At 47.3% G+C, this 22,217-nt stretch carries 26 protein-coding genes; 23 read left to right on the top strand and 3 right to left on the bottom strand.

Annotated elements, in window-relative coordinates; translation table 11 throughout:
* Positions 1-23: 23 nt before the first annotated feature.
* Complete coding sequence (locus LKD36_RS02335; RefSeq protein WP_308458500.1) at positions 24-1,283, top strand: hypothetical protein; 1,260 nt, start codon at positions 24-26, stop codon at positions 1,281-1,283.
* On the opposite strand, the gene LKD36_RS02330 is transcribed toward LKD36_RS02335, so the two are convergent.
* The 3 genes from LKD36_RS02330 to LKD36_RS02320 all read right to left on the bottom strand — a co-directional run bounded on the left by LKD36_RS02330 (position 1,178) and on the right by LKD36_RS02320 (position 4,230).
* Positions 1,178-2,575: a recombinase family protein gene (locus tag LKD36_RS02330; RefSeq protein WP_243105374.1), complete on the bottom strand. Its 1,398-nt coding sequence runs from the start codon at positions 2,573-2,575 to the stop codon at positions 1,178-1,180. The genes LKD36_RS02335 and LKD36_RS02330 overlap by 106 nt on opposite strands.
* Before the next feature lie 113 nt (positions 2,576-2,688).
* A complete protein-coding gene (locus LKD36_RS02325; RefSeq protein ID WP_308458498.1) occupies positions 2,689-3,528 on the bottom strand; it encodes a DUF4236 domain-containing protein in 840 nt (279 codons plus the stop codon).
* Positions 3,529-3,765: 237 nt separating this feature from the next.
* Positions 3,766-4,230, bottom strand: coding sequence for a helix-turn-helix domain-containing protein (locus tag LKD36_RS02320; protein ID WP_055285962.1), 465 nt, complete (start codon positions 4,228-4,230; stop codon positions 3,766-3,768).
* Positions 4,231-4,418: 188 nt separating this feature from the next.
* Between LKD36_RS02320 and LKD36_RS02315 the strand changes: the two genes are divergently transcribed.
* The 22 genes from LKD36_RS02315 (at position 4,419) to LKD36_RS02210 (ending at position 22,213) form a co-directional block, all read left to right on the top strand.
* Positions 4,419-4,598, top strand: a complete 180-nt coding sequence (locus LKD36_RS02315) for a hypothetical protein (RefSeq protein WP_055285960.1) — start codon at positions 4,419-4,421, stop codon at positions 4,596-4,598.
* Between the two features lie 14 nt (positions 4,599-4,612).
* Positions 4,613-4,750 carry a hypothetical protein gene (locus LKD36_RS02310; RefSeq protein WP_171905518.1) on the top strand — a complete coding sequence of 46 codons (138 nt, stop codon included), beginning with the start codon at positions 4,613-4,615 and terminating at the stop codon, positions 4,748-4,750.
* Between the two features lie 107 nt (positions 4,751-4,857).
* Positions 4,858-5,895 carry a hypothetical protein gene (locus LKD36_RS02305; RefSeq protein ID WP_308458496.1) on the top strand — a complete coding sequence of 346 codons (1,038 nt, stop codon included), beginning with the start codon at positions 4,858-4,860 and terminating at the stop codon, positions 5,893-5,895.
* A complete protein-coding gene (locus tag LKD36_RS02300) occupies positions 5,892-6,077 on the top strand; it encodes a hypothetical protein (protein WP_227094308.1) in 186 nt (61 codons plus the stop codon). Before LKD36_RS02305 ends, LKD36_RS02300 begins: the two co-directional genes overlap by 4 nt.
* Before the next feature lie 251 nt (positions 6,078-6,328).
* Positions 6,329-7,402 carry a rolling circle replication-associated protein gene (locus LKD36_RS02295; protein ID WP_308458581.1) on the top strand — a complete coding sequence of 358 codons (1,074 nt, stop codon included), beginning with the start codon at positions 6,329-6,331 and terminating at the stop codon, positions 7,400-7,402.
* A complete protein-coding gene (locus tag LKD36_RS02290; RefSeq protein ID WP_308458495.1) occupies positions 7,335-8,072 on the top strand; it encodes a lytic transglycosylase domain-containing protein in 738 nt (245 codons plus the stop codon). Before LKD36_RS02295 ends, LKD36_RS02290 begins: the two co-directional genes overlap by 68 nt.
* Positions 8,072-8,395, top strand: coding sequence for a hypothetical protein (locus LKD36_RS02285; RefSeq protein WP_308458494.1), 324 nt, complete (start codon positions 8,072-8,074; stop codon positions 8,393-8,395). The genes LKD36_RS02290 and LKD36_RS02285 overlap by 1 nt, the downstream gene beginning before the upstream one ends.
* Positions 8,396-8,400: 5 nt before the next feature.
* Positions 8,401-8,784, top strand: coding sequence for a hypothetical protein (locus LKD36_RS02280; protein WP_306779526.1), 384 nt, complete (start codon positions 8,401-8,403; stop codon positions 8,782-8,784).
* A gap of 5 nt (positions 8,785-8,789) precedes the next feature.
* Positions 8,790-9,362, top strand: coding sequence for a hypothetical protein (locus LKD36_RS02275; protein ID WP_118492216.1), 573 nt, complete (start codon positions 8,790-8,792; stop codon positions 9,360-9,362).
* A complete protein-coding gene (locus tag LKD36_RS02270) occupies positions 9,362-9,748 on the top strand; it encodes a hypothetical protein (RefSeq protein WP_250796678.1) in 387 nt (128 codons plus the stop codon). Before LKD36_RS02275 ends, LKD36_RS02270 begins: the two co-directional genes overlap by 1 nt.
* Before the next feature lie 3 nt (positions 9,749-9,751).
* Positions 9,752-10,036 (top strand): hypothetical protein, encoded by a 285-nt coding sequence (locus tag LKD36_RS02265; RefSeq protein WP_118492220.1) that lies wholly within the window; start codon positions 9,752-9,754, stop codon positions 10,034-10,036.
* Between the two features lie 11 nt (positions 10,037-10,047).
* Positions 10,048-11,355 carry a hypothetical protein gene (locus LKD36_RS02260; RefSeq protein ID WP_308458493.1) on the top strand — a complete coding sequence of 436 codons (1,308 nt, stop codon included), beginning with the start codon at positions 10,048-10,050 and terminating at the stop codon, positions 11,353-11,355.
* Between the two features lie 22 nt (positions 11,356-11,377).
* Complete coding sequence (locus LKD36_RS02255; protein ID WP_308458491.1) at positions 11,378-13,930, top strand: hypothetical protein; 2,553 nt, start codon at positions 11,378-11,380, stop codon at positions 13,928-13,930.
* Between the two features lie 19 nt (positions 13,931-13,949).
* Positions 13,950-16,079: a hypothetical protein gene (locus tag LKD36_RS02250; protein WP_308458490.1), complete on the top strand. Its 2,130-nt coding sequence runs from the start codon at positions 13,950-13,952 to the stop codon at positions 16,077-16,079.
* 77 nt (positions 16,080-16,156) lie between these two features.
* Positions 16,157-16,402 (top strand): ATP synthase F0 subunit C, encoded by a 246-nt coding sequence (locus tag LKD36_RS02245; RefSeq protein WP_118770571.1) that lies wholly within the window; start codon positions 16,157-16,159, stop codon positions 16,400-16,402.
* 13 nt (positions 16,403-16,415) lie between these two features.
* Complete coding sequence (locus LKD36_RS02240; protein WP_308458489.1) at positions 16,416-17,213, top strand: hypothetical protein; 798 nt, start codon at positions 16,416-16,418, stop codon at positions 17,211-17,213.
* Between the two features lie 18 nt (positions 17,214-17,231).
* On the top strand, positions 17,232-18,551 hold the full coding sequence (locus tag LKD36_RS02235; protein WP_118770569.1) for a F0F1 ATP synthase subunit alpha: 1,320 nt from the start codon (positions 17,232-17,234) through the stop codon (positions 18,549-18,551).
* A gap of 12 nt (positions 18,552-18,563) precedes the next feature.
* Positions 18,564-19,337 carry a F0F1 ATP synthase subunit gamma gene (locus LKD36_RS02230; RefSeq protein ID WP_118770568.1) on the top strand — a complete coding sequence of 258 codons (774 nt, stop codon included), beginning with the start codon at positions 18,564-18,566 and terminating at the stop codon, positions 19,335-19,337.
* Between the two features lie 16 nt (positions 19,338-19,353).
* Positions 19,354-20,712, top strand: coding sequence for a F0F1 ATP synthase subunit beta (atpD, locus tag LKD36_RS02225; RefSeq protein ID WP_118770567.1), 1,359 nt, complete (start codon positions 19,354-19,356; stop codon positions 20,710-20,712).
* 8 nt (positions 20,713-20,720) lie between these two features.
* Positions 20,721-20,981 carry a hypothetical protein gene (locus LKD36_RS02220; protein ID WP_118770566.1) on the top strand — a complete coding sequence of 87 codons (261 nt, stop codon included), beginning with the start codon at positions 20,721-20,723 and terminating at the stop codon, positions 20,979-20,981.
* Positions 20,971-21,510 carry a hypothetical protein gene (locus LKD36_RS02215; RefSeq protein WP_308458488.1) on the top strand — a complete coding sequence of 180 codons (540 nt, stop codon included), beginning with the start codon at positions 20,971-20,973 and terminating at the stop codon, positions 21,508-21,510. The genes LKD36_RS02220 and LKD36_RS02215 overlap by 11 nt, the downstream gene beginning before the upstream one ends.
* Entirely contained in the window at positions 21,488-22,213 is a 726-nt protein-coding gene (locus LKD36_RS02210; protein WP_308458487.1) for a hypothetical protein, read from the top strand. Before LKD36_RS02215 ends, LKD36_RS02210 begins: the two co-directional genes overlap by 23 nt.
* Positions 22,214-22,217: the final 4 nt, after the last annotated feature.

Genomic DNA, 22,217 nt, shown 5'->3' with positions numbered 1-22,217 from the left:
CGTGGGTAGAAAGGGAGTAACATATGAGGAAAAACAAAAGCTTTCTGGCGTTGAGCGCTCTGGGAGTGATTGCCCTGATCCTTATGGTGGCGGCAGGAGTACTGTTAAGCGGACAGCGTGCAGTATCCTTCCGTGCAGATGGATATGTGCTGGACACTGCCAAACAGGATGATGACACGCTGGAAGTAGTAACAGATCAGTTTGTGGCTGGAAGTTCCTGGCATACCAATTCTATGGGAACGATCAGTCTGAAAGACCTGGAAGGGCAGACGGTCCAGGTAGAAGAAGACAGCTTTATCCATTACAATGACGCTTCTCTGAGTGCATTTGCGGATGGCGCGATTGTGGATATGGATCAGGTGGATTCCGGGCTGATGACCAGTTACAATGCTCCGGCGCAGACGGTACTTTCCAGTTCCGGAGACAAGTATGTGACAGATAACAATGGTTATGAGCTTTCCTTCTCCAATATTCTCTGGAAGTTGAGCGATACAAAATATATGGCAGTATCTCCGACCATCCAGATCGAACTGGCAGGACAGGACAGCGCATCCGCAGAAGGATTTGTAGAGTTTACTTATCTGGAAGAAGGAATCGTGCAGCTGGTGACCAAAGATCAGGCATGGCAGGTGCTGGCAGCAGGATCCAGTCTAAATCTGGCAAATGGCATGAGCATTTATCTGGATACCCAGGAAATCGTGGGCGGCAGCGGAAGCGCCAGACTGACGCTGGCAGGCATCAATGCAGATGGACCTTCCAACATTAAAATTGCTGCATCTGATGAGTGGGTACCGCCTACCTTCAATATCACCGCCATCGATGGCGAGGACGGAGAGTCCGGTGACCAGGGAGAGAACGGTGAGCAGGGACAGGCAGGAGGCGAAGGTGCATCCGGAGATTCAGGTAAAAATGGTGACAATGGTAAAGACGGTGAGACCGGAGCCACCGGAGCTACCGGCGGAAGCAGAAATAACAGTTCTTCTACCACTGGCGGATCTGCCGCAACCATGCCGGCCATGAACCTGGCAGATCTTGACGTAACAGCAGGAAGCATCAGTTTCAAAGTAGAAGTCGGTGAAGGCGGCTGGGAGCTGGAAGATGTCAATCATCCTGGTGAAGAGAGCGGTACGGTTCAGCTGCTCAATGTACAGACGGGTAGTGTCACGTTAGTACAACACTACCCAAAAACAACACCCGTGATATTCTGGTCATTATCAATTCTAATTTCTTTAATGACAGAACGCCAAAGCGTGCGTTTTTCTTCACGGGTCAAATTCTCATAAATTGTTTTGAAATCATTATCAAGGAGCCTGCGGACGGCTGCGAAGTCTGGCGGCGGTTCAATGCTGGGTTCCGGTATCTGTTTAAGTGCAGCAGTATATATTTGATAGTCCCTTTTGTAGTCCTCAATGTCTATTAAGTCATTCACATATAATTCTTTTAACTTGGTCAGCTTCCGTTTCAGTGCTGCTTTATCAGTGCGGGCAACGGACGCTTTCTTTTTGGCTGCGGCAACTTCCCATTCCAGCTGGCAGCGTTCCAGTTCCTCTGCCAGATGTTCAAACAGCCACTTTTCCACGACGTCTTCACGGGCTGAATGATTATGAGAGCAGCGCCCACGCTGGAAATGCTGGTTGCAGCGGTAATAATAATAATCACTTGACTTGTACCCGACCAGTTTATGCCCACATTCAGCGCAAGTCAGAATGGAAGTGAAAATATATACCTTGCCAGACGGAACAGAACGTGCGTTGCGTTCCAGAAGCGCTTGCACACGGTCAAACTGCTGCTTGCTGATGATTGCCGGGCAGAAATGGTCATTGAACCTGCCGCCCCGGTCATACACCCCAGTATACAGCTTTTCTTTCAGCATACGCCGGAAAGTGGCGTCACACCAGTTCACGCCGTAGGTTTCCCGGATATAGCGGACAGTAGCACGCTGGGAAATCGAAGTTTCAAAGTAGTTGAAAGCGTCTTGCACAATGGCTGCGTCTTCTGGCACAACTTCCAGCCGCTTTTCCTCATTAACACGGAAGCCAAAGGGAGCAGAGCCGGAAACAACGGTGCCGTGGGCAATCTTACTGTCAAATACAACGTCTATTCGTTCCCCGTCAATATCCGCTTCATTCTGGGCAATGGACAGCTTCACGTTAATATACAGACGCCCGTTTGCGGTTGTGGTGTCATATTCTTCATCAGTGGTTTTCCAGTCGCAGTTGTGCGCTTCCAGAACTTCCATGATTTTATAATAATCTGCCACGGAACGAAACCAGCGGTCAAGGCGGCAGAAAAGCAGAATATCCACTTCATCACGCTTCACACTGTCCATCATGCGTTGAAAGTCGGTTCTTTTATGAATGTTCTTTCTGGCGGTCTTGGCAGCGTCAATGTAAATTCCAACAATGACCCAGCCACGTTCCCTTGCGTATGCTTCCAGTCGTTCTTGCTGGGCTTCCAGTGACAGACCTTTTATTTTCTGTTCTTCCCCGGAAACCCTTATATATAAAGCAACCCGGACAAGTTCCGGGCTTAAATCAATCTTTTTCACTATTGTATCACCTGCATTTCCTTTCATTTCCCGCCTGCTGGTGATATAATCAAAATTGCAGACGGTATTGTTGTATCTGGTATGACATATCTTTGCATGCCTCGGAAGTGTTCCCAGCACGACCGGGGCATTTTGTTTTATTAGTCTTTCAGAATGTCGTCTGTAAAGGCTGTTATTTTCTGACTTACAAAAGAAGAATAGTTTTCTAAATCCTGTTTAGGGTTATCACCTTGCAGCATGACAAATTCAGATAAAGCAACAATCTGATTTTGTACGTCAATCAAGGCTTGACCGTAGTATGAAACGTCTGGACCGAAGCCAACGGAAGAAACCTGCTCATAATGCCACGCAGCACGCTTCTTTAAATCCACCAGAACAGGAACGGACGCTTTTTGCAGCTGGGAAACGGTCTTTGCGTCGGAGTGTACCAGCTGCCCCCAGCGTGTCAGCTGTTCTTCCGTGATGTATCGTGGGTCTTCCGGGTGTCGCTTTATGTGTATAAAGCTATACAGACAGAAGATACCGAACAGGGCGGCAACAACTGAAAAAATAACATGAGAAGAAGCAAAGAGGAACACGGCACAAGCCAGAGCAACGACGCCGAACACAGCAAAGCTGGCGTCTGGTCTTTCCTGCAAAACTGCCGTGGTCTTTGGCAACTTCTCTTTTGGCTGCACAGCTGCTTTCTGAACTTTAACAGGAGCAGGAGCGACAGCAGGAGAAGAAGCAGAGGAACTGGCAGCAGTAGCAGTGGAAGAAACACGGCTACTGGCTGGCTTTTTACTTTTGCTTTTCAAATTTTCAGTCTTAACATAAGAGACACCAGAAACGGGGGTTCCTATGCTGGTTGTGACCCTACCACTACTATTTATACTTTTTCGATACCCTTTGACACCAGCACTGACACCGACACTTTTCTTGCCGATATTAAGACGGACGCCGGGGGCAATTTTTACACTTTTTCTAAAACGTAATCCCATATAAAACCACCTTTCTTGCGAATATCCACAAAAACATAGAAATTATAATAGTGAGTGCGCCCAGCCTTGCCACGCCGGAAAGGTGGTCACACATGATAAAAAAATATATACACTGGTATGATTGCAGAGTGTACGCAATCTATTACAGCAGCATAAACACTATTTATTATAATTTAGATTTCAATGGAGCAACGCAACTTATAATTTGTAAATAGCGGGGGGACGCTGGGTGCGTTATCACCCGGCGTCTGTCCCGGAAACACTGCCAGTGTCAACGGGCGGGCACTGGGCTTCTAAATCTTCTGGATTGTCTGGAACTAACAATGCAGGGTCCGCAGTAACAGCAGCAACAAGCCTGCGTTTGAAAAATTCCACGGCAGTTCTTCTAATTTCTGGGTCAAGTTCAAAGTACGTCTTTATGATTTCCAATTCAAGACCCGTGGCACCTTTAGACTTCACGAAGTCGTCAAGGCTGAATGTGTCCGGCTGTATATACATTTCACCAGAACCAGTGCGCAACCATTCTTCATTCACATTATAAAGAAGACAGATTGCCTTGATTGTCTGGTCAGTGACGGTTGAGCCGTCCCGTTCCATGTAGCTGACGCCAGTTTGCTTCATTCCCAGACTTACTGCAAATTCAGTCTGGCTGATGTGCAAAACATCTTTTCTAAAATGCTTCACACGTTCATTGATAGTCATTTGACTTCACCGCCTTTCTTTTATGTTTAAAGAATAGCAGTAACCGCTAAAAAAGTCAATATTAAAAACGGAAAAAGGGTTGACAAATAGCAGTAACCGCTATAATATATAGTTAAACAAGCAGTAACCGCTACAACAGAAGCGTTTACCGCTTGCGAAACCACACAGCATGAAAGGAGGAACAGACCATGACAGAAGTTAAAAACATGGAAACCATGATTGCAACTGAAAACCAGCAGGAAGCAACAGAGGTCATGGCTTTTCTGGGGGAACTTGAACCGCAGGAAAAGAAAGACTTTCTGGTGTTCATGCAGGGCATAAGATTTGCAAAGGGCATGGCACAGAAAATTGCGCCGCAGTCCGTATAAAGGAGGGCGCAGGAATGGAAGTACAAGGAACATTCAATGCCCAGCGCTTTTTTGAAACGCTGGCGCTGATTATATCCCAGCGGGAGGGCGTGAAAGTCACCGTGACAGTGACACAGCCAGAGCCGGAGAAGAAAGAAAAGCAGTCAGCGTGAGCGCCGGGCAGCAGCAGAAACAAAGGTTTTTCAAAAGTCAATAGCAGTGAATAGCAGCAAGGCTGTTCAAATAAAAATCATACCAGATACAAGGAGGAAAAACGCAAATGAAAGAATTTGTGAAGAAAAAAGCGGTCATTGTCAAAGACAGACTGGGACTGCCAAACTACATGACCATGTTTTACATGGAGCCGGGGACGTACAACCCGGAGGACGTGCCGGAAATGTTCAAAATCAGAAACAAGATTGTCCCGGCAATTCTGATTTCACAGTACCACAACACAACCATTAAGAGTATGGGCGGTGACGTTGCAGTGTCACTGCCGTACCAGCAGCCACGCCACACAATCACACTTGATGAAGCGGCGGCAGCCTGCGCCAGAAAGGGTGAGGGCTGGCACCTTATGACAAACACAGAATTTGCCTACTTACTGCATGAAGCAGAAGAACTGGGGCACACGATAGGCGGCAACACGAACCACGGAAGCAATGAAGACAACCCGCAGGAAAAGGGCGTTGTATACGACAGCGCCGGAAGAACACTGACCGGGTGTGACCCGCTTACATGGTCACATGACGGAACCGCAGGCGGCGTGTTCGGTATCTGCGGCAACTTCTGGGAATTTGTAACGGGCTTACGCCTGCATAAAGGTGTTGTGGAGTACACAAAGGACAATGACGCAGCAGTTGAGGGCTACAAGGACGAAGCCCCGGACTGGACCGTTGCAGAGGTAAACGGAAAGCCATTGAAGCTGTACGGCAGCAGTGACGGCGGTGTGGTTATGTCAACCGCAGAAAAGATAGAAAAGGACTGGGACGGCTGCCACATTGCAGAATTGCAGCTGGAAGAGTTGGAAGACGTGCCGGAAATTGCGTACAAGCTGGGAATTGTACCGCACGATTGGAAGAACGAAACAGCCGGAATATGGGCAGACAGCGAACTTGAAGAAGCCGTGCCTATCCGGGGTTCGAGTTTCTACCTCACTTCCGGCGGTGGCGCTGGTGCGCTGTTCTTGAACGACGCCCGTTCTTTCGTCAGCGGCAGCGTTTCGCTCCGTTCCGCTTTATTCTTGGAAAGCTGGGAACTGGCAACTGATTTACTGAAAGCGGGTGCGGAAGCACACGCAGGAGCGCAGGACGAATGAGCGCAGATAATTTCCCATACGTCGAGGGACAGCCAGCGGAAATCTATTTTGACGGCAAATGGCACCGGGGCAAGATAATTGCCGGGTACAGATTTAGGGACGGAATAGTGACCGTACAGACGGAAGATGGGCAGAAAATCTGGTGCGGTGAGAGCCGCAAAGAGTTATACAGAGCATTGTAAAAATGGCAAGCAAAAAGCCTTTGAAGCTGTGCCGGAAACACAAAATCAAAGGCTTTTCAAAAGTCAATATGTTAATAATTCAATACACGTTTATTATACCATATTGGCGGTTACAAGTCAAACATTTTAGGGCTGAAAAGTCCTTGAAAATAGCGGGTTTTATCCCTGCTAAACGGGCTTGTATGGGGTATTAACATTCCTACGAAATATATAAATTTATATATACGCTGTATGGATAATAAACAGGATTGATGGAGGATAGAACCACCGCACTTCTGGTGTACCCTTATACGCTGAAAAAGGTATCAGACAGAAAAGGAAGTGCAGTGGTGTTTATCAGAGAGAAGAAGACAGACTGTGCCAATTATAGAGAAGTGGACATAATACCACGAACAGAAGCAGCAGAGCAGGCAGCCAGAGGGAAGAGGGGTAAGAAAAGAAAAGTCAATGCCCAAAAGCAAAAAGACCTTAACGACAAGAACGCCAAACGGTATCTGGTGCAGCTGGGAAATGGCAACTTTCACATAGGGGACCTGCACACGTCATGCACCTATGACGCAGAAAACCTGCCGGAAACAGTCGAAGAAGCAGAAAACATTGTGACAAACTACCTGCGGCGCATAGCATACCGCAGAAAGAAACTGGGGCTTGAACCACTCAAATACATACTGGTAACAGAATACAAGTACACAAAGGACGGTCAAAGCATTAAGCGTATACACCACCATATCATTATGAATGGTGGGCTTGACCGTGACGACGTGGAACTAATGTGGACAAAAGACCGCATTAACTGGAAAAAGACAAAAGACCCGGAATACAGAGCCAGTATAAAACAGCTGGGCTGGGTAAATGCAGACCGATTGCAAATGAATGAAAACGGAATAGAGGGACTTTGCAAGTATATTGTCAAGGACCCGCAGGGCAAGAAACGCTATTCCAGCAGCAGAAACCTTGACCGCCCGGAAACAACCAGAGAGGACGGCGGGGAGAAACAGCAGCGTGACCAGAACCACTGGAAGTACAGCCGAAATCTGAACGCACCGGAAGAAAAGTGCAATGATTTCAAGTACAGCAAAAGGAAAGTGGAACAGCTGGCAAAATCACCGGACGCAGGGCTGGAAGAGTTTAGAAAGATATATAGCAATTACAACATTGTGTCATGTGAAGCGGTCTTTTATGAACAGACCGGGTGGCATATTTACTTGAAAATGTGGAAAAAAGAGCCAAAAAAGGCAGGACAAGGAGGAAAACGAAGTGGAAACAGGAAGAAAAACAAGGCTGCGCCGCATATTAAGGCGAAAGAGGATAAAAAGGGCAATTAAGGCATACGGCAATTACATTGCAGCAGGACTGCTGGCAGTGGTTGTGATTGTGTTTACAGTAGGGGCAGCAGTCAAGCCAGCTGCAAACAGTCTGCCGGAAGATACCAAAGAACCGGAACCGACACCGCCGACCACGGAAGCAGTGCAGCAGGAGCCGTACCCGTTCAACCTTATGTCCCTTGACTGGTCCGGTGAGGAATTAGAGGGCTGGACAAGATATGAAGTGCCGGAGGACTACGCAGACCACGGCGGGTACTTCCCGGAATGTATGCAGCAATTCACATACATAATTTGCAAGCAGAACGGCGTTGACTATGCACTGGTACTGGCAATCATTGAAACAGAAAGCGGGTACAGATGGGACGCAACCAGCAGTGAGGGTTCAACAGGATATATGCAGGTATTGGCAAAATGGCATGAAGAACGTATGCACAGACTGAATGTGGACAATGTGGAAAACCCTTATTTTAACATCATGGTTGGTGTAGATTATCTGGCAGAATTGCAAGAGAGGTTCGACACGAAAGCAGAAGTGTTGACGGCTTACAACTACGGCGTGACGGGTGCATATCAGCACGTATGGAACAAAGGATTGACAGACACAGAGTATTCAAGAGAAGTGCAGCAGGCGAAAGAAAGAATTGAAAGAAGAATGAGGGGTGAATGGTGATGGAAAATGAAATCAGACTGGGCGACATTATGGACAAACTGACGCCCAGTGACAGAGTGGTGATATATAACGCAGCCAGACAGGTTGTATACCGTGGATATGCCGCAAACGCAGCGCATGGAACATTGAACCCGCAGCGACGCATTAAGAAAATGGGGCTTGGCATGGAAACATACAGAGCCACGGAACAAATGTGGGACTGGGAGAAAACAGACAGCCTGCCGGAGCAGGTGCCAGTTGAACAATTCACACAATACCGGGTGGAAGACCTGCAACACATTCTGTATATCAGAATTGAACTAAAGAGCGAGTTTGAGAGGTAAAGAACATGGAAGAAGCAGAAAAAATGCCAGTGGTCATATTATCACTACACCAGAAGTGGTGGAAGAAGATGGCAGCAGGCGAAAAGGTTCTGGAACTGCGGAAGACAAAGCCACAATGCAAAGCGCCGTTCCGGGTGCTGGTATACGTCACGGGCGGCGTGGGAATAGTTGGTGAATTTATCTGCCCGGAAGTTCTGGAAATCAAGAACTTTGAAGAAGCAGAGAGAAAAAGCAAGGTTCCTGCACATGATATTCACAATTATGCAGCAGGGAGCAGGAACAAGGTGTATGGCTGGGAAGTTTCCACGGTCAGAGAGTATGAAAAGCCACTGACGCTTGAAACACTGGGAATAAAACGGGCGCCGCAGTCGTGGCAGTATGTGAGGTAAAAGACATGGACCAGATACAACGTGACAAGATAGCTGCAAAGCTAAAGAAAATAAAAGCCCTTGCAGAACGTGGCGTGGGCGGTGAAAAAGAAACCGCAATGCGAATGTATGAGGACTTAAAAGCCAGATATGAACTGGAAGACGAAGAAATAATGCTGGACGCAGTGACGCTTCATTGGTTCGGATATGCAGACGAATTGGAAGAAAGGGTGCTGCGCTGGATTTTCTACAAGGTGACGGGTGACGCAAGTTACCACATATACACTGGAAAATACAGCCGCAGGAAGAAGCGTGGTTGTGACTGCACAGAGATTGAAGCGGCAGAAATAACACTGCTTTACAATTTCTACAAAGAGGAATTGAAAAGAGAACTGGAAGCGTTCTTGGTGGCGTTTAGGTGCGGAAACGACCTATACCCAGACGAAACGGCACGCTGCTATAAAGAAAATGACGTAGAAGCGCCGGAGAGGACAGACGAAGAAAAGCGAATGTTGAAAAAGGCTGCGTGGTATTCAAATTTTATGGACAAGAGAAAACCGCCAACGGCACTGATAGGAGAACCGGAGGAAGAAGACTGATGGAAGATAGACAGAAAATTATTGAAAAGTTGGTGAAAATAAAAGCACTGGCAGAACGTGGCATAGGCGGTGAACAGCAGACGGCGCAGGTGATGTACGCCACGTTGAAAGAAAAATACAAAGTAACAGACGCAGAGATTGAAAAAGCAGCAGCAGTCCCGGTGGACATTTCAGAAATTGACTTGAAGAAATTCTGGGGCATAGCTTTTCAACTGGCAGCAGTCGCAAAGACGTTGCAGGAAGAAACGGACATTTGCACCGCCTGCCCGTACACATACACGGACGAACAATGCACGGGCTGCGGCACGTACTGGAATATGCGGGACTTGCGGCTTGATTTTGAAGCAATACAGCAAAGATTGATAAAGGCGGCAACGGAGGGATAAAGCATGGCAGCAAGGAAAGCAAGAAAACCAAAGCACCAGAAAAGCGAATACCCAACATTGCCGGGACAACTGGGGTATCTTAACAGCTATTATTGCCCGGTATGCGGAAAGCATTTGTTTTCAGCATACGACAAGGACATGAAGAAAGACCGGGAAGACGGTTATTACTTCCATGTGTCAAATGACTTCAACTATTGCAGCAAATGCGGGCAGTTGCTTGACCTTGACGAATGGAAGAGAAAAGAAGAACCGCCGGAAGCAGCAGAAGAATTGAAATTTGATGATTGAGAGGTGCGGGTATGGCAGCAGCCAAAAGAAAAACAATTCCAAAGGCTGTACGGCAGCAGGTGTATGACGGCACACCGGGAACCACCTTCAACAGCTTTACCGGAACTGTTTCTGTTGTTCCGAACCAGAGACAGATCCTGGTAGGCGATGGACATGACCTGTATGTGCAGGTGGAGAACACGGCCGGCACATACAAAGGAGAGAAAGAGGTAGTCAATTACCAGCCGGGTCTTCAGAATACGACGATTACCATGACTGGAAATAACAAGATTGAGTTTACCGTCAGCAAGAAGCTGCTGGCTCAGGCTTCTGACTATGTAATCAGCGTCTATGGCGATTACTATGAGCGGTTCAAAGAAGATGGAACAGCGGATGAGTCCAGTCTGGTAAAACAGGGACTGATCGGAAAATATGTAGTATCCACTAAAAAATCTATGCAGCTCTTTATGTTACTGGAAGAAACCAAGGATGCGGATACAATTACGAGCAGTATTCGTACAAAACTGACTTTCCCTGACTACAATACGCTGCACAACCTGTCCTGGCAGACGACGACTGACAGAGAACAGGCGACTTGGACTGATGAACAGAAGAAACAGTATGAGTATCTGTTAAGTCAGATTAAACAGATTGAAGTTACGCTCTACAAAGGCTCTGCTGCTCTTGATGGCAACCAGCAGGGAACTGTCTACACGATTAAGAATCCGAATGTCAGTGAGATGTATGCAAATGGAACCGGTATTCTGATCACGGAGAATGATTTTGGTCTGACGAAAGACAGCATCAGCGGCAATTATTATGTAAAAGTAACAGCGGTCTATGACGATACGGTAAACAATCAGAATCAGGGCGCAAATCTCGGATATGCAAACCTGATCGGCGGATTAATGCCGGTGCAGGAAAGCAGTGGAAGTTTCTCGCTGACGAGCGAAGTCGCAGTGAAGACGAAGGCAGAAGCTCCGCTTCCGGAACTCCCGGATGAGGAGAAAGGTGTGGCAGTAACGCCGATATACAATGGCCCTGGAAAAGACACAACCAAAATGTATGCAGAGAATTATGGCCTGAAAGCAGATCCGAATCTGGAATCAGATACGATCGTCGGTTATTATGTGCAGGCAAACTATGACGCCAGCTGTGAAAAAGTAGACGCAGTCACCTATTATGTCATGCAGTCGGGGGCTGTGGCCGAGTATTATGAACATACAGACTGGTACAATGTGGCAGGAGATCCGGTTTCTTATTTCCAGAATGATCCTGCTGCCATACCGTTAAAATTCACCATTCCGGTATTGAAGAACAGTACATACCATCGCATATAGGGCTGACAGAGCCAAAGCAAGTGTGGTAAGTCTTATTGGCGGCGCTGAACGGACAACAAGAGTCAGCCGCAAAGTCGACATGAGTGCGTTGCAGTGGAAGGTCAGCATGGTAAATAATGTGGCTGAACTGACAGTATCTGTAAGACAAAGTCCCAGCTATCCGGCAGATATGCTGGATGAATTTATGAAGCAGATCCTTTATCTGGATGTGAAAGCAACCTATGATGACGGAACTGTTACCAGAAGATTCAGTTCCAATGGAGGTACCTATAGTCTGGAGAAAACACCAGATGGTACTGCCTACAGATTACGTTGGGATGTAACACTGCTGAATGGCATTCAGGTTGGATCGAAAGTGAAGTTTGAAGTGCATTGTTACTATGATACCGGATTCGGTACCATGGACAGTGAGGTACTGAAAACAGATATTAGTGGTGAAAATCAGATCTATAAAGCACCTGGATCAGCGAAATTTGAGGCAGCCTATGCACTTCAGGATCTGTTAAACAAATACTATGTGACGATAGGACAGGCTACAGCAGAGGATTCGTGGAGTACAGGTTCTGCTTCGACGCCTGGTAAGATTCCGTTCTTCGAACTGAGTCTGGCGGACAATGCTGAGGTGGAAGCGACAGACTGGAATGGTATTCAGCTGAACGCAGAAGGACTGTCCTATGCGAACAGTACCAGTACGAATCAAGATACCACATGGTGGCCTCTTAACAATCTGTATCATAAGGTACTTATGAAGTTCTATCGTGAGACCGGTGGTATGAAGCTGCAGCAAGGTGCAAATCTGAACTACGCATTTAAAAAAGTAGGATATTATACAGTAACAGATCCACTGACAGCGGAGGTAGAGACTTTGATCCCGTCCATGACGCATACCAGCTCTGTGCGGGGACTTGATTACCTTGATTACCTGATTTCCTGTGGAAGCCAGAACCTGCTGACAAAATCTGATCAGACGATCTACCTGAAACTCTATGACATTACAGATAGGGATAATCCAAAAGATGTCACAGGCGAGGCAAAGGCGAAGATCACCAGTCTGAATCCGGAAGCAGAACTGCAGACTGGAACCAACAGTGAAGGTACAGGCGGCACGTATTATAAGTGGAAACTTACGGATAGTGTAACGGATTACCGCATCCGATTCTATGATCTTAAGCCGGGACATAAATACGCGATGGAGGCATATGCATATCCGGATAATAAATCCGGTGGAATCGTGACAACGGGTTCATTCACTGCGGTCGTGGATGCCGGTGCAGAACAGGGAAGCGGGGTAGATAAAGTAGTACAGGCCAATACTAATTATCAGCTGGAAACACAGAAAAGCGTTACCCTGAAGAATGTACGTGCTTCCTACATTAATAAATCCTATCAGCAGAAAGGCCTGGAAATTAATTTCCAGCCGGATGTCTATGAAGGATACAAAATTGCCTGCTACATCTATAAGACACCGACGAACAATCAGTTTGATGATTCGTTGCTGGTATACAGTAATGAAGATTTGAAGAAACAGTACACATCCGAGAGCAATGCAGCTTATACGGACTCCAATAAGTATGCAGATTATAATTATCTTGAAAAAACCACAAGCTACGTTGCGGGTGACAATACTTTCTGGATTCCGTTCCCGCCAAGTGGAAATACAAAGAAACTGCCCGGTGGTGAAAACTATACCGTGGTACTGCGTGCGGTTGATGAGAATGGTAACGTGCTGAACACGACGGATGCAGACAGGCAGGAGACATTTGAATTTATCAGTGATGGAATCGCCGTCAGCAAGAGTGCATCCTATGCGATCACTTCTACGGGCAGAGCTTCCGTGGATAGTAATAATAAAAATGTCCTGAATCTGGCACTGCTGGCAAGTGATCCGTTGTACCAGATCGTGGATGACAAATATTCTCTGTTTGTAAAACAGATAAAAGACAGTAATGGAAATTCCGTTACTGGAAAAATTCTTGGGATGAATGCCGATGGAGAACTCTACTGGATGACATCAGAGAATGGAACAGGTGCTGTAAAAGCAACAGATGTTACACTTGGCGGTGATGGAAGTACTTCCTGGAAACAGGATATTAAGGTGGCAGATACGACGTTCAAAAAGGAGATCACTCTGACAGGAGTTCCGTCAGGTACCTATGAAATCTATACCGTGGCAGATATTGATCTGGATGCGGATGGCAAACCTGAAACGTCAGGAATTCTGACATCATTTAAGAAAACGGTACAGACAGTGACAGACAGTGTGACAGAGGGACATATTTATGCAAGCACAGTTTTGGCAGATGGTAAGTGGAAACTGGTACTGCGTTTCAGCGGATGGGAGAATCTTGACAAAGTTAGTTCGGCAATGTGCCTGATTACAAACAGTGACCTGACGTACCAGAGTACATTTGCAGATCTGGCATCCTCGCTGATACAGAATAAGAAGATTGAATTAGTACTGGACAATGCACCATCCGGAGATTATGTAGTGACGCTGAATATGACGACACAAAAGAACGGAATTGAACAGCCGGTTACGTTGAAGAACCGTGATATCACGTTCACAATCAATTAACTGATGACAGGAGGATGTTATGAGAGTTCTGAGTAGTAAAGTAAAAAGATTAATGCTCCTGTTCGGAGTTGTGGCCCTGGGGTGTCTGGGGGCAGTCGGCGCCTGCGTGGGAAAAGTAGTTGCCACGCAGAGCGAACTGTACAGTGTTGCTTCAGGCAGTGCGGTATTTGACAATGCTTATAACCATGTGGATGTATCTGTGGATGCCTCCGTCAGCCGTTCCTGGGACAAGCTGTATACACTGTCCGTAAACGACAGTAAGACAACGCTTGGCAAACAGACGGTTATTTATGAGCCGTCCAGCGGAAGCGTAAAGATTTTCGGATCCGGTTACCGTCTCTATGCAGACGGAACCGTGTCCATGCTGGATAATTTTACAAAAGTAGATAATTTAAGTGAAACCGGATTCTTTAAGCTGTCTGATCGGAAATATCTGATTACCGGCAGCAGAATCTGGGACAACGTCGGACTGGTGGATACCAGTAATTATCTGTTCATCAGTCTGGATGACGCAGGAAATGCCCGTCTGATCAATGACACCATGAATGTGGTGGCAGTAGAAGAAGGCATGACCCTCTACAGCGACGGCCTGGAATTTGTATTAAGCAGCCAGACCGCAACCATCGGTGACCATCAGATAGACCTGACCTCCATTCTGGGCGGTATCGCAGGTCTTGGTGAAGGAAGTTCTTCCACGACAGGTGCCGGCGGAGAAGTTTATGACATTACCGTCAGAGGCGGTAACGGCGGTAACGGCGGAACCGGTGGAACCGGTGGAACCGGCGGTATCGGCGGCATGGGCGGAACCGGCGGATCAGGCGGAACCGGCGGAACTGGCGGAACCGGTGGAATCGGTGGAATCGGTGGTACCGGTGGTACCGGAGTCAGCGGTGGAACCGGCGGTATTACCGCAGCAGGCCGTACCTATATGGTATTAAAGAGCGTAAGTTCTGATGCCATGTCTCTGGATATCAGCTATCAGATCGCAGACCCATTTGGAAATTACGGTGTCGGATATCTGCTGGTCTATGACGCAGCGGCAGGTCTTGGCAATTACAATGATACCCAGGCCTACACCATGCCCATCAGCCTGGATGATACAAGTATCCATATTACGGAGTATACATCCGGCATGACCCAGGATGAAAATGGCAATCTGGTACCGGTGAAATCAGCGATCCAGCCGAACAAACAGTACACCATCGAGATCGGATACTACAGCAGTGAAGATGAGAATGCTCCTTATAAATATATTGATATTATGAGAGCAAATACGGTGAATGTAACATCATCTCTGAAGATCACACAGCTGGAGCTTCAGAATATCAATGCACAGATTGGTCTGGATACGGACACTGCCATGAACAGCGTATGGGTGAAAGTGATCCAGGAAGACGACAGCGGCAACAGTAAGGAAGCAGTACAGCAGCTGAGCGGCAATGAGATCAGTGCAGCCAAGAACGGTAATCTGGGACTGTCCTTAAGTCTGGCAGGTCTCTTCGAGGATGAGACTTATCAGACCCTGAAAAATGACATGACTACAATTACTCTGGAACTGTGGGTAAAATACAGCGACAGTGACAGCAGTACTTACGGAAGCAGACTGAACCGTTACAGCACCAGTAATCCGTATACGACAGGAAGTGCAGGCTATGCAGCATTCCTGTCTCTGGCAGATGAAGAGGGCGCTGTGGACGGCGAGGCAGTTGGGTCTATCCGCTCTTCCTTGGAGCAGGTACTGAATCAGGTGACGGCTCTTTCCGAAGCACAGAGTGCGACAAAGACACAGCTGGAAGCACTGAATGGAACCACATCCGCAGACAGCAGCACGGATACCGCAGCAGCCACAACGGATAAGAGCGAGCAGGTAAAGGCACTGGAGAAGCAGCTTTCCGAACAGCAGGCACAGAATCAGCAGCTGATGGATCAGCTGAAAGCATTGCAGGAGAAGCTGGACAGTCTTTCTGCGAAGAGTGACAGTGACAAAGATGACAGCTCAAAGAATGACAGCAATAACAGCAGTCAGGATACCACAACCACCGATGGCAGTGCAGACAATGCAGGTACCGATGCAGATACTGATGCGGTGACTGCACCTAAAGGTGCATCTTCAGCGACCGAGACTGACACGGCAGCAGGGACACAATAAGCCGGAGCGGAAAAGAATGAGCGTCCGAAAGGACACCAGATAGATGTTCATTAACACATAATGGAGGAATCAACAAGATGGAAAGTATTTTAAGTGCAACAATGTCTGCAATTGGCTGGATGCTTGGTCTGGCATTTTTAGGCGCAGGAATCGGAATGGGAATTCTTGGTTCCAAAGCAGCAGAGGCAATCGGAAGAAACCCGGAGACGAAAAATGATGTCATTCAGGGCGTGATGGTAGTGGCAATTATCACCACCATTCTGCTGCTGGTTCTGTTTGCATTTATTTTCCTGCTTCTGTTCTTTAACCCGCTGACCGTATAGGGGGAATGAAAGCATGTTGCAGTATGTAGCGTTATTTATCGTCATACTGGCAGTAATGGCAGCCATGAACGGCTTTCTTTTCCTCATGCTCCGCGGACTTTCCCGTCAGTTAAAGGAGCAGGTGAATTCCTGTTTTCTGCGGCAGCTGGAGTTTACGGATGCGATCTATGAAGAGAAACGGGAAAAGTTAAACCGTCTGAAAGAAGAGGAGAATACCTTTCTTGGAAGAGCCAGTGCCAGCCCGGTAAAAGAGCAGCTGGACGGACCAAAGGAGACAACTGTAAAAACGGCAGCTCCGGTTACCGTGGCAGTTCCGGCAGCAGCGGAAAGCGACCGTCAGGCAGGATATATCAATCCCAGTCTGATCGAAGATTACCGGTATATCAAGGAACACTTTAAAGTAGATACGGAAGAAGCCTATCAGAATGTCATGGCTGAGCAGCCGGATCAGGAACGGATTCATCACGGAAATGTCTGCCGTCATATGTATGAAATCCTGGATTTTGATACTGTATACCGGATCGGTCTTCTGGCAGTACCGGATCAGCATGAGATTCTCTATGAAATCTTTGATGATGATGAAGATGAGGTGCTGAGAACCTATGTGGCACAGCACCCGGACTTCCTCATTGTGGAATTCCGTGATTATCTGAAGATGGAAGCAGATCTGTGTCAGGATCATGTGACCGTTCAGGCAGCGGATGAAGAGTTCCTGAAAGCACATCCGGAAGCAGATGCCAGCGTGGATGAATCCCTGGGTGAAGGTATCCGGGTATTCCGCGGCAGCCATATGTATGATTACAGTATTTAAGGATGAAAAGGTGAAAAAATGTCTCAGTATGTAGAAAACATTATCCAGGAGAAAATGGATAAGATCAACAGCAAGGGCAATGTATACGAAGTAGGCCGCGTCATCGGCGTGACCGACTATATTGTAGAAGTTTCCGGACTGATTCAGGTAAGCTTTAATGAGAAGGTAGTGATTGCAGGACATTCCATCGGATATGTCAGCCTGATCCGGAGAAATTCCATACTGGTGTCTGTACTCCAGTCAGACAACAGTATCTTTATCGGCGATGAAGTCATCGCCACAGGAGAGCCGTTCCATGCGAAATTCTCTCCGTCCAGTATGTCCCATATCGTGGACATCTTCGGCACAGACCGCATGTGTGATGAAGTCTTTGATGACTGCATCGACATCGAAGTAGAGAACCCGACGATTCCCATTATGGACCGCCGTGCAGTCTGCCGTCCGCTGGAGACCGGTATCGCAGGTGTGGATCTGATCTATCCCATCGGTAAAGGCCAGCGTCAGCTGATTATCGGTGACAAGAAGACCGGTAAGACCCAGATCGCTCTGGATGCCATTGCAAACCAGAAGGGCAAAGATGTGATCTGCATCTATGTTCCCATCGGAAAAGTCAAGAAAAATGTAAAAGCTGTCTATCAGGAGCTTCAGAAACGTGGAGCTATGGACTATACCATTATTCTGGCAGCACTGAATGATGACCTTCCGCCTGCACTGTTCCTGACACCCTATGTGGCAGCTTCCATCGCAGAATATTATATGATGCAGGGAAAAGACGTGCTGGTTGTATTCGATGATCTGAAGCGTCATGCAAACGTACACAGAGAGATCAGTCTTCTCTCCGGAAAGGTTCCCGGAAGAGATGCTTATCCGCCTGATATCTTCTATGTACATTCCCGCCTGCTGGAGCGTGGATGTCAGCATAAGTGCGGCGGTTCCATTACCATGCTTCCTATCGTCGAGACCAAGGGAGGAGATATTACCGGATATATTTCCACCAATATCATCTCCATTACCGACGGACAGCTGGTAATGTCTAAGAAGAACTTTGACAAAGGTGAGAAACCGGCAATTCAGTATGGTCTTTCCGTATCCCGTCTGGGCGGAGCCGTACAGGAAAAAGAAGTGAAGAAATTAGGTGCCCGCGTGCGTCGTGAGCTTCTGTCCTATCTGGATACCAGAGAAGTCTATGAGCTTGCCAATGTGGATGAGATGGCACCGGAGATGAAGAAGAAGCTGTTCCGTGGAGCAGATATTCTGAAAGGACTGAAACAGTACAAATTTGCAGGAAGAACTCCTGAGGAGATGATCGATACCTTTACGAAGATCATGGACGAGTAAAGGAGGCTGCATATGAGTGTACGTAATGTTGTCCGCGTCATGAATTTCCACGCGCTGGTGCGTGTGGACAATGCCAAAAAGCTGGCGCGGAAATATCAGCAGATGCAGGAAGAACTTATGCACATGATGTCCTGCATCGCCAACAACCGGAACTTCCGTCTGGACAAGCAGATTCTGGATCCGCCGGAGGACGGAATGACGCTGAATATTTATCTGGGAAGTGATTACGGCTTCTGCGGGAACTACAATTCCCAGATCAATGATCAGATCCGCAAAGATAAGGTGACGAAGAAGATTCTGATCGGCAAGAAACTGCATCTGCCGGAGGGAGAAGAATCCCTGCTGACCATTTACCGGAAAGAACTCAATGAATGTTTTGGAAAGATGGAGGAAGTACTGACGGCGGCTGTGAAGAGCCGTACCTGCAGAAAGATCTATCTGACTTATAACCATTATGAAAATACGAGTACCATCTATCTGAAGAAGATCCAGATCTATCCGGTAAAGCCGGAGGATGGGGAGACCTATACGGAAGACTTCTCCGTAGAGGGAAACATCAATGATCTGTATGAGGATATGATGTCCGCTTACGTAGGATACGAGCTGATGATGGCAGCGTTCATCAGCAGTGCGGCAGAGAATGTACTCCGCCAGAATGCCACCACAGAGTCTCTGAAGAAGATTGATGAAATGGATGAAGAGAAACTCATGGAGAGCAGAAGAGAGAAGCGGGAAGCAGAGTTTAAGAAAGTCATTGATAATTTTGTAAAGAAGCGCATGTATTAAGCTTGAAGGAGATTTTATGAAGATTGGAAAGATTATATCCGTATCAGAGCTGGGTGTGGAGATTCTGACCGACGGAGCGGAGGTCAGATACCGGGACATGCTGTATACGGAGCTGAATGGAAAACATTACCGGTTCGAGGTACAGGCAGTAGAAGGCAGCATTGTCAACGCCATCTCCTTCGAGAGCTGTGCAGGACTGAAGAGAGGACTGGAAGTCTACAAAGAGGAGAGAGGACTCGCCATGGAATATTCAGACGCCATCCTCGGAAAAGTATTTAACCCTTACGGTGACACGATCGATGGAACCAAAGTGGAAGAGCCCCATGTACGAAGCGTCTACAGTGAGCCATTAAGCATGTCACAGATCGACATCAACGGCGATATCCTCTGGACTGGTATTAAGGTGCTGGATTTCTTCGCACCGATGCAGAAAGGTTTCAAGATGGGACTTCTCGGTGGTGCCGGAGTTGGTAAAACAGTGCTGATCAAAGAGCTGATCAACAATGTCTACAAGGGAATGAAATCCAACTCTGTCTTCATCGGTGTCGGTGAGCGAAGCCGTGAAGGTAAAGAGCTCTATGACGAGATGCTGGAAGCAGATCTTCTGGATAAGATGGGAATGGTCTTCGGACAGATGGGTGAGAACTCCGTATCCCGTGCCCATGCCGTACAGGCAGGACTGACGCAGGCAGAGTACCTGCGTGATGAGAAACATCAGGATGTACTTCTGTTCATCGATAATATCTACCGTTTCATTCAGGCGACATCCGAGATCAGCGCCATGATGAACAAGATGCCCATCGAGAACGGATATCCGGCAACCATTGAGTCTGATGTCAGTGAGGTAGAGGAGCGTATCAACTCTACAGGAGAAGGTTCCATTACTTCCTTCCAGGCCATCTACATTCCTGCAGATGATATTACGGACGAGGCAGTACAGACGATTCTGGAGCATCTGGACGGCCAGGTCGTATTGAGCCGTAAAGTAGCTGAGAAAGGTCTTTATCCGGCAATTGACGTATTCCAGACCACGTCCAGCATGATTGATGCAGACAAGATCGGACAGCGTCATTATGAACTGGTAAGTGAGGTAATCCGTTACCTGACCCGTTACAATGAACTGGAAGAGATCATTGCCGTACTTGGTATCGAGGAGCTTTCCTATGAGGACCGCATGATTTTCTACCGTTCCAGAAAACTCCGCAACTACTTTACACAGCCGATGTTTGTGGCAGAAAACTTTACGGGAATTCCGGGCGAGTTCGTAAAGATCGACGATGTGCTGGACGATGTGGAAGCCATCCTGACCGGAAAATGTGATGACATTTTGGAGGATGACTTCTTCATGATCGGAAGCATGAAAGGAAAGAGGTAGGTACGTTCATGGGAAAGATAACGGCGACAGTGCTTGGAATTGACGAAGGGTTTCAGAAATTCGAGCAGGTGGATATGATCCGTATTAAGAGTGAGAAATATACACTGCTCATCATGGATGACTATATGCCGGTTATCGGGCGCATTGACGGAATGGTGGAGATCGTATCCGGTGAGGATACCCGTTCCTTCCAGCCGATTCACGGCTTTTACACACACCGGAAAAATACGTTTGAATTGCTGATCAAAGAGGACGCAGATGTTAGATAGTATCATTAATGCATTTTTGGAATTTAAATGGTTTATGCTGCTGAACGTAGGCCTTACCATTGCAGCGGGAGTGATTCTGTGGTTTGCCACAGAACAGTTTGGATATCAGAGAAAGAACAGATATCTCTTTGCCTTTTTCATGGGCATGAAGAACCGGGAGATTCTGTGGACAGGATTTGCCTGGACACAGATGGTCTTCGTCCTGTCCTGTGTGATTCTGGGAGGAGAGATGAATCTGGTATACCTTGTGTTCCTGCTGCTTCTGGTTCCGGCACGGTTCCTGCTGTATCAGGACATCCGGCGTCTTCCAGTGGATCTGGTCAATGCAGTACTTTTGTATCTGGCACTGCTGGTAGGTTCAGTCATGAGGGATTATCTGAAGACGATCCGGTTTGACAGTCTGATCCTTCTGGTACTGATCCTGCTGACGCTGTCAGTGCTTCATTATACGATTTATAATTTTGTGAAAGATATGCTGTTTGTAACGGAAGAGAGGAGTAGGATTCATGAAAAACGAGTGGAAGAATAAATGGATAGCTGCAGGAATTGCAGCTGTCGCCATGGCGGTGGTCATATCCGGCGTGTTTCTCTTCCTGAGGAGCGGCAGACAGATGAGTGTGAAAGACGCTTATTACATTCAGGATGGAGAGATGGTCTCCAGTGAAGGGAGCTGGAGACTGACCTTCGATAAAAACAAGGGAACGACGCTGAAAGGACATGGAGTCCGAAAAAATCTGACGGATGACGGAACGGTCATCTATTATAAACTGGAAAATAAGGTTCTGCTGCCCCAGACGGACTGTCTGCAGTTTGCAGCGGAAGATAAGATATACAGGCTGGAGTATTTCAGTACCGTGGAACTGGTGGAAGGCGGCGGATACCGGATTAAGGACGGCAGTACATCTGTCGTAGTGCCGGGCGGTATCATCTACGATGGAAAAGATACCTATCTGTTTCTGGAACCTGTGGAGTTGACGGTAGATGAGGAAACTATCAAGCTTCCGGCACTGTCCATGATTCATGCGGAATTTGCCAATTTGATAGAAATCTATCCATATGGATATGAACCATCCAAGATGGATTTATATACAGATTCAGATGTAAAAGTATCCTTCTCCGACGGACGGACGCTGATGCCGCTGACGGATCGGGTACTTCTGGAAAACCAGGGATGGCAGCTCATGTGTACCAGTTACCAGATACTGCCGAGAATCAATACGTGGGAAGACTGAGGTG

It is taken from the genome of Hominiventricola filiformis, from assembly GCF_020686965.1.
Taxonomy (GTDB): domain Bacteria; phylum Bacillota; class Clostridia; order Lachnospirales; family Lachnospiraceae; genus Hominiventricola; species Hominiventricola filiformis.
This window is presented reverse-complemented; position numbering and strand designations above follow the sequence as displayed.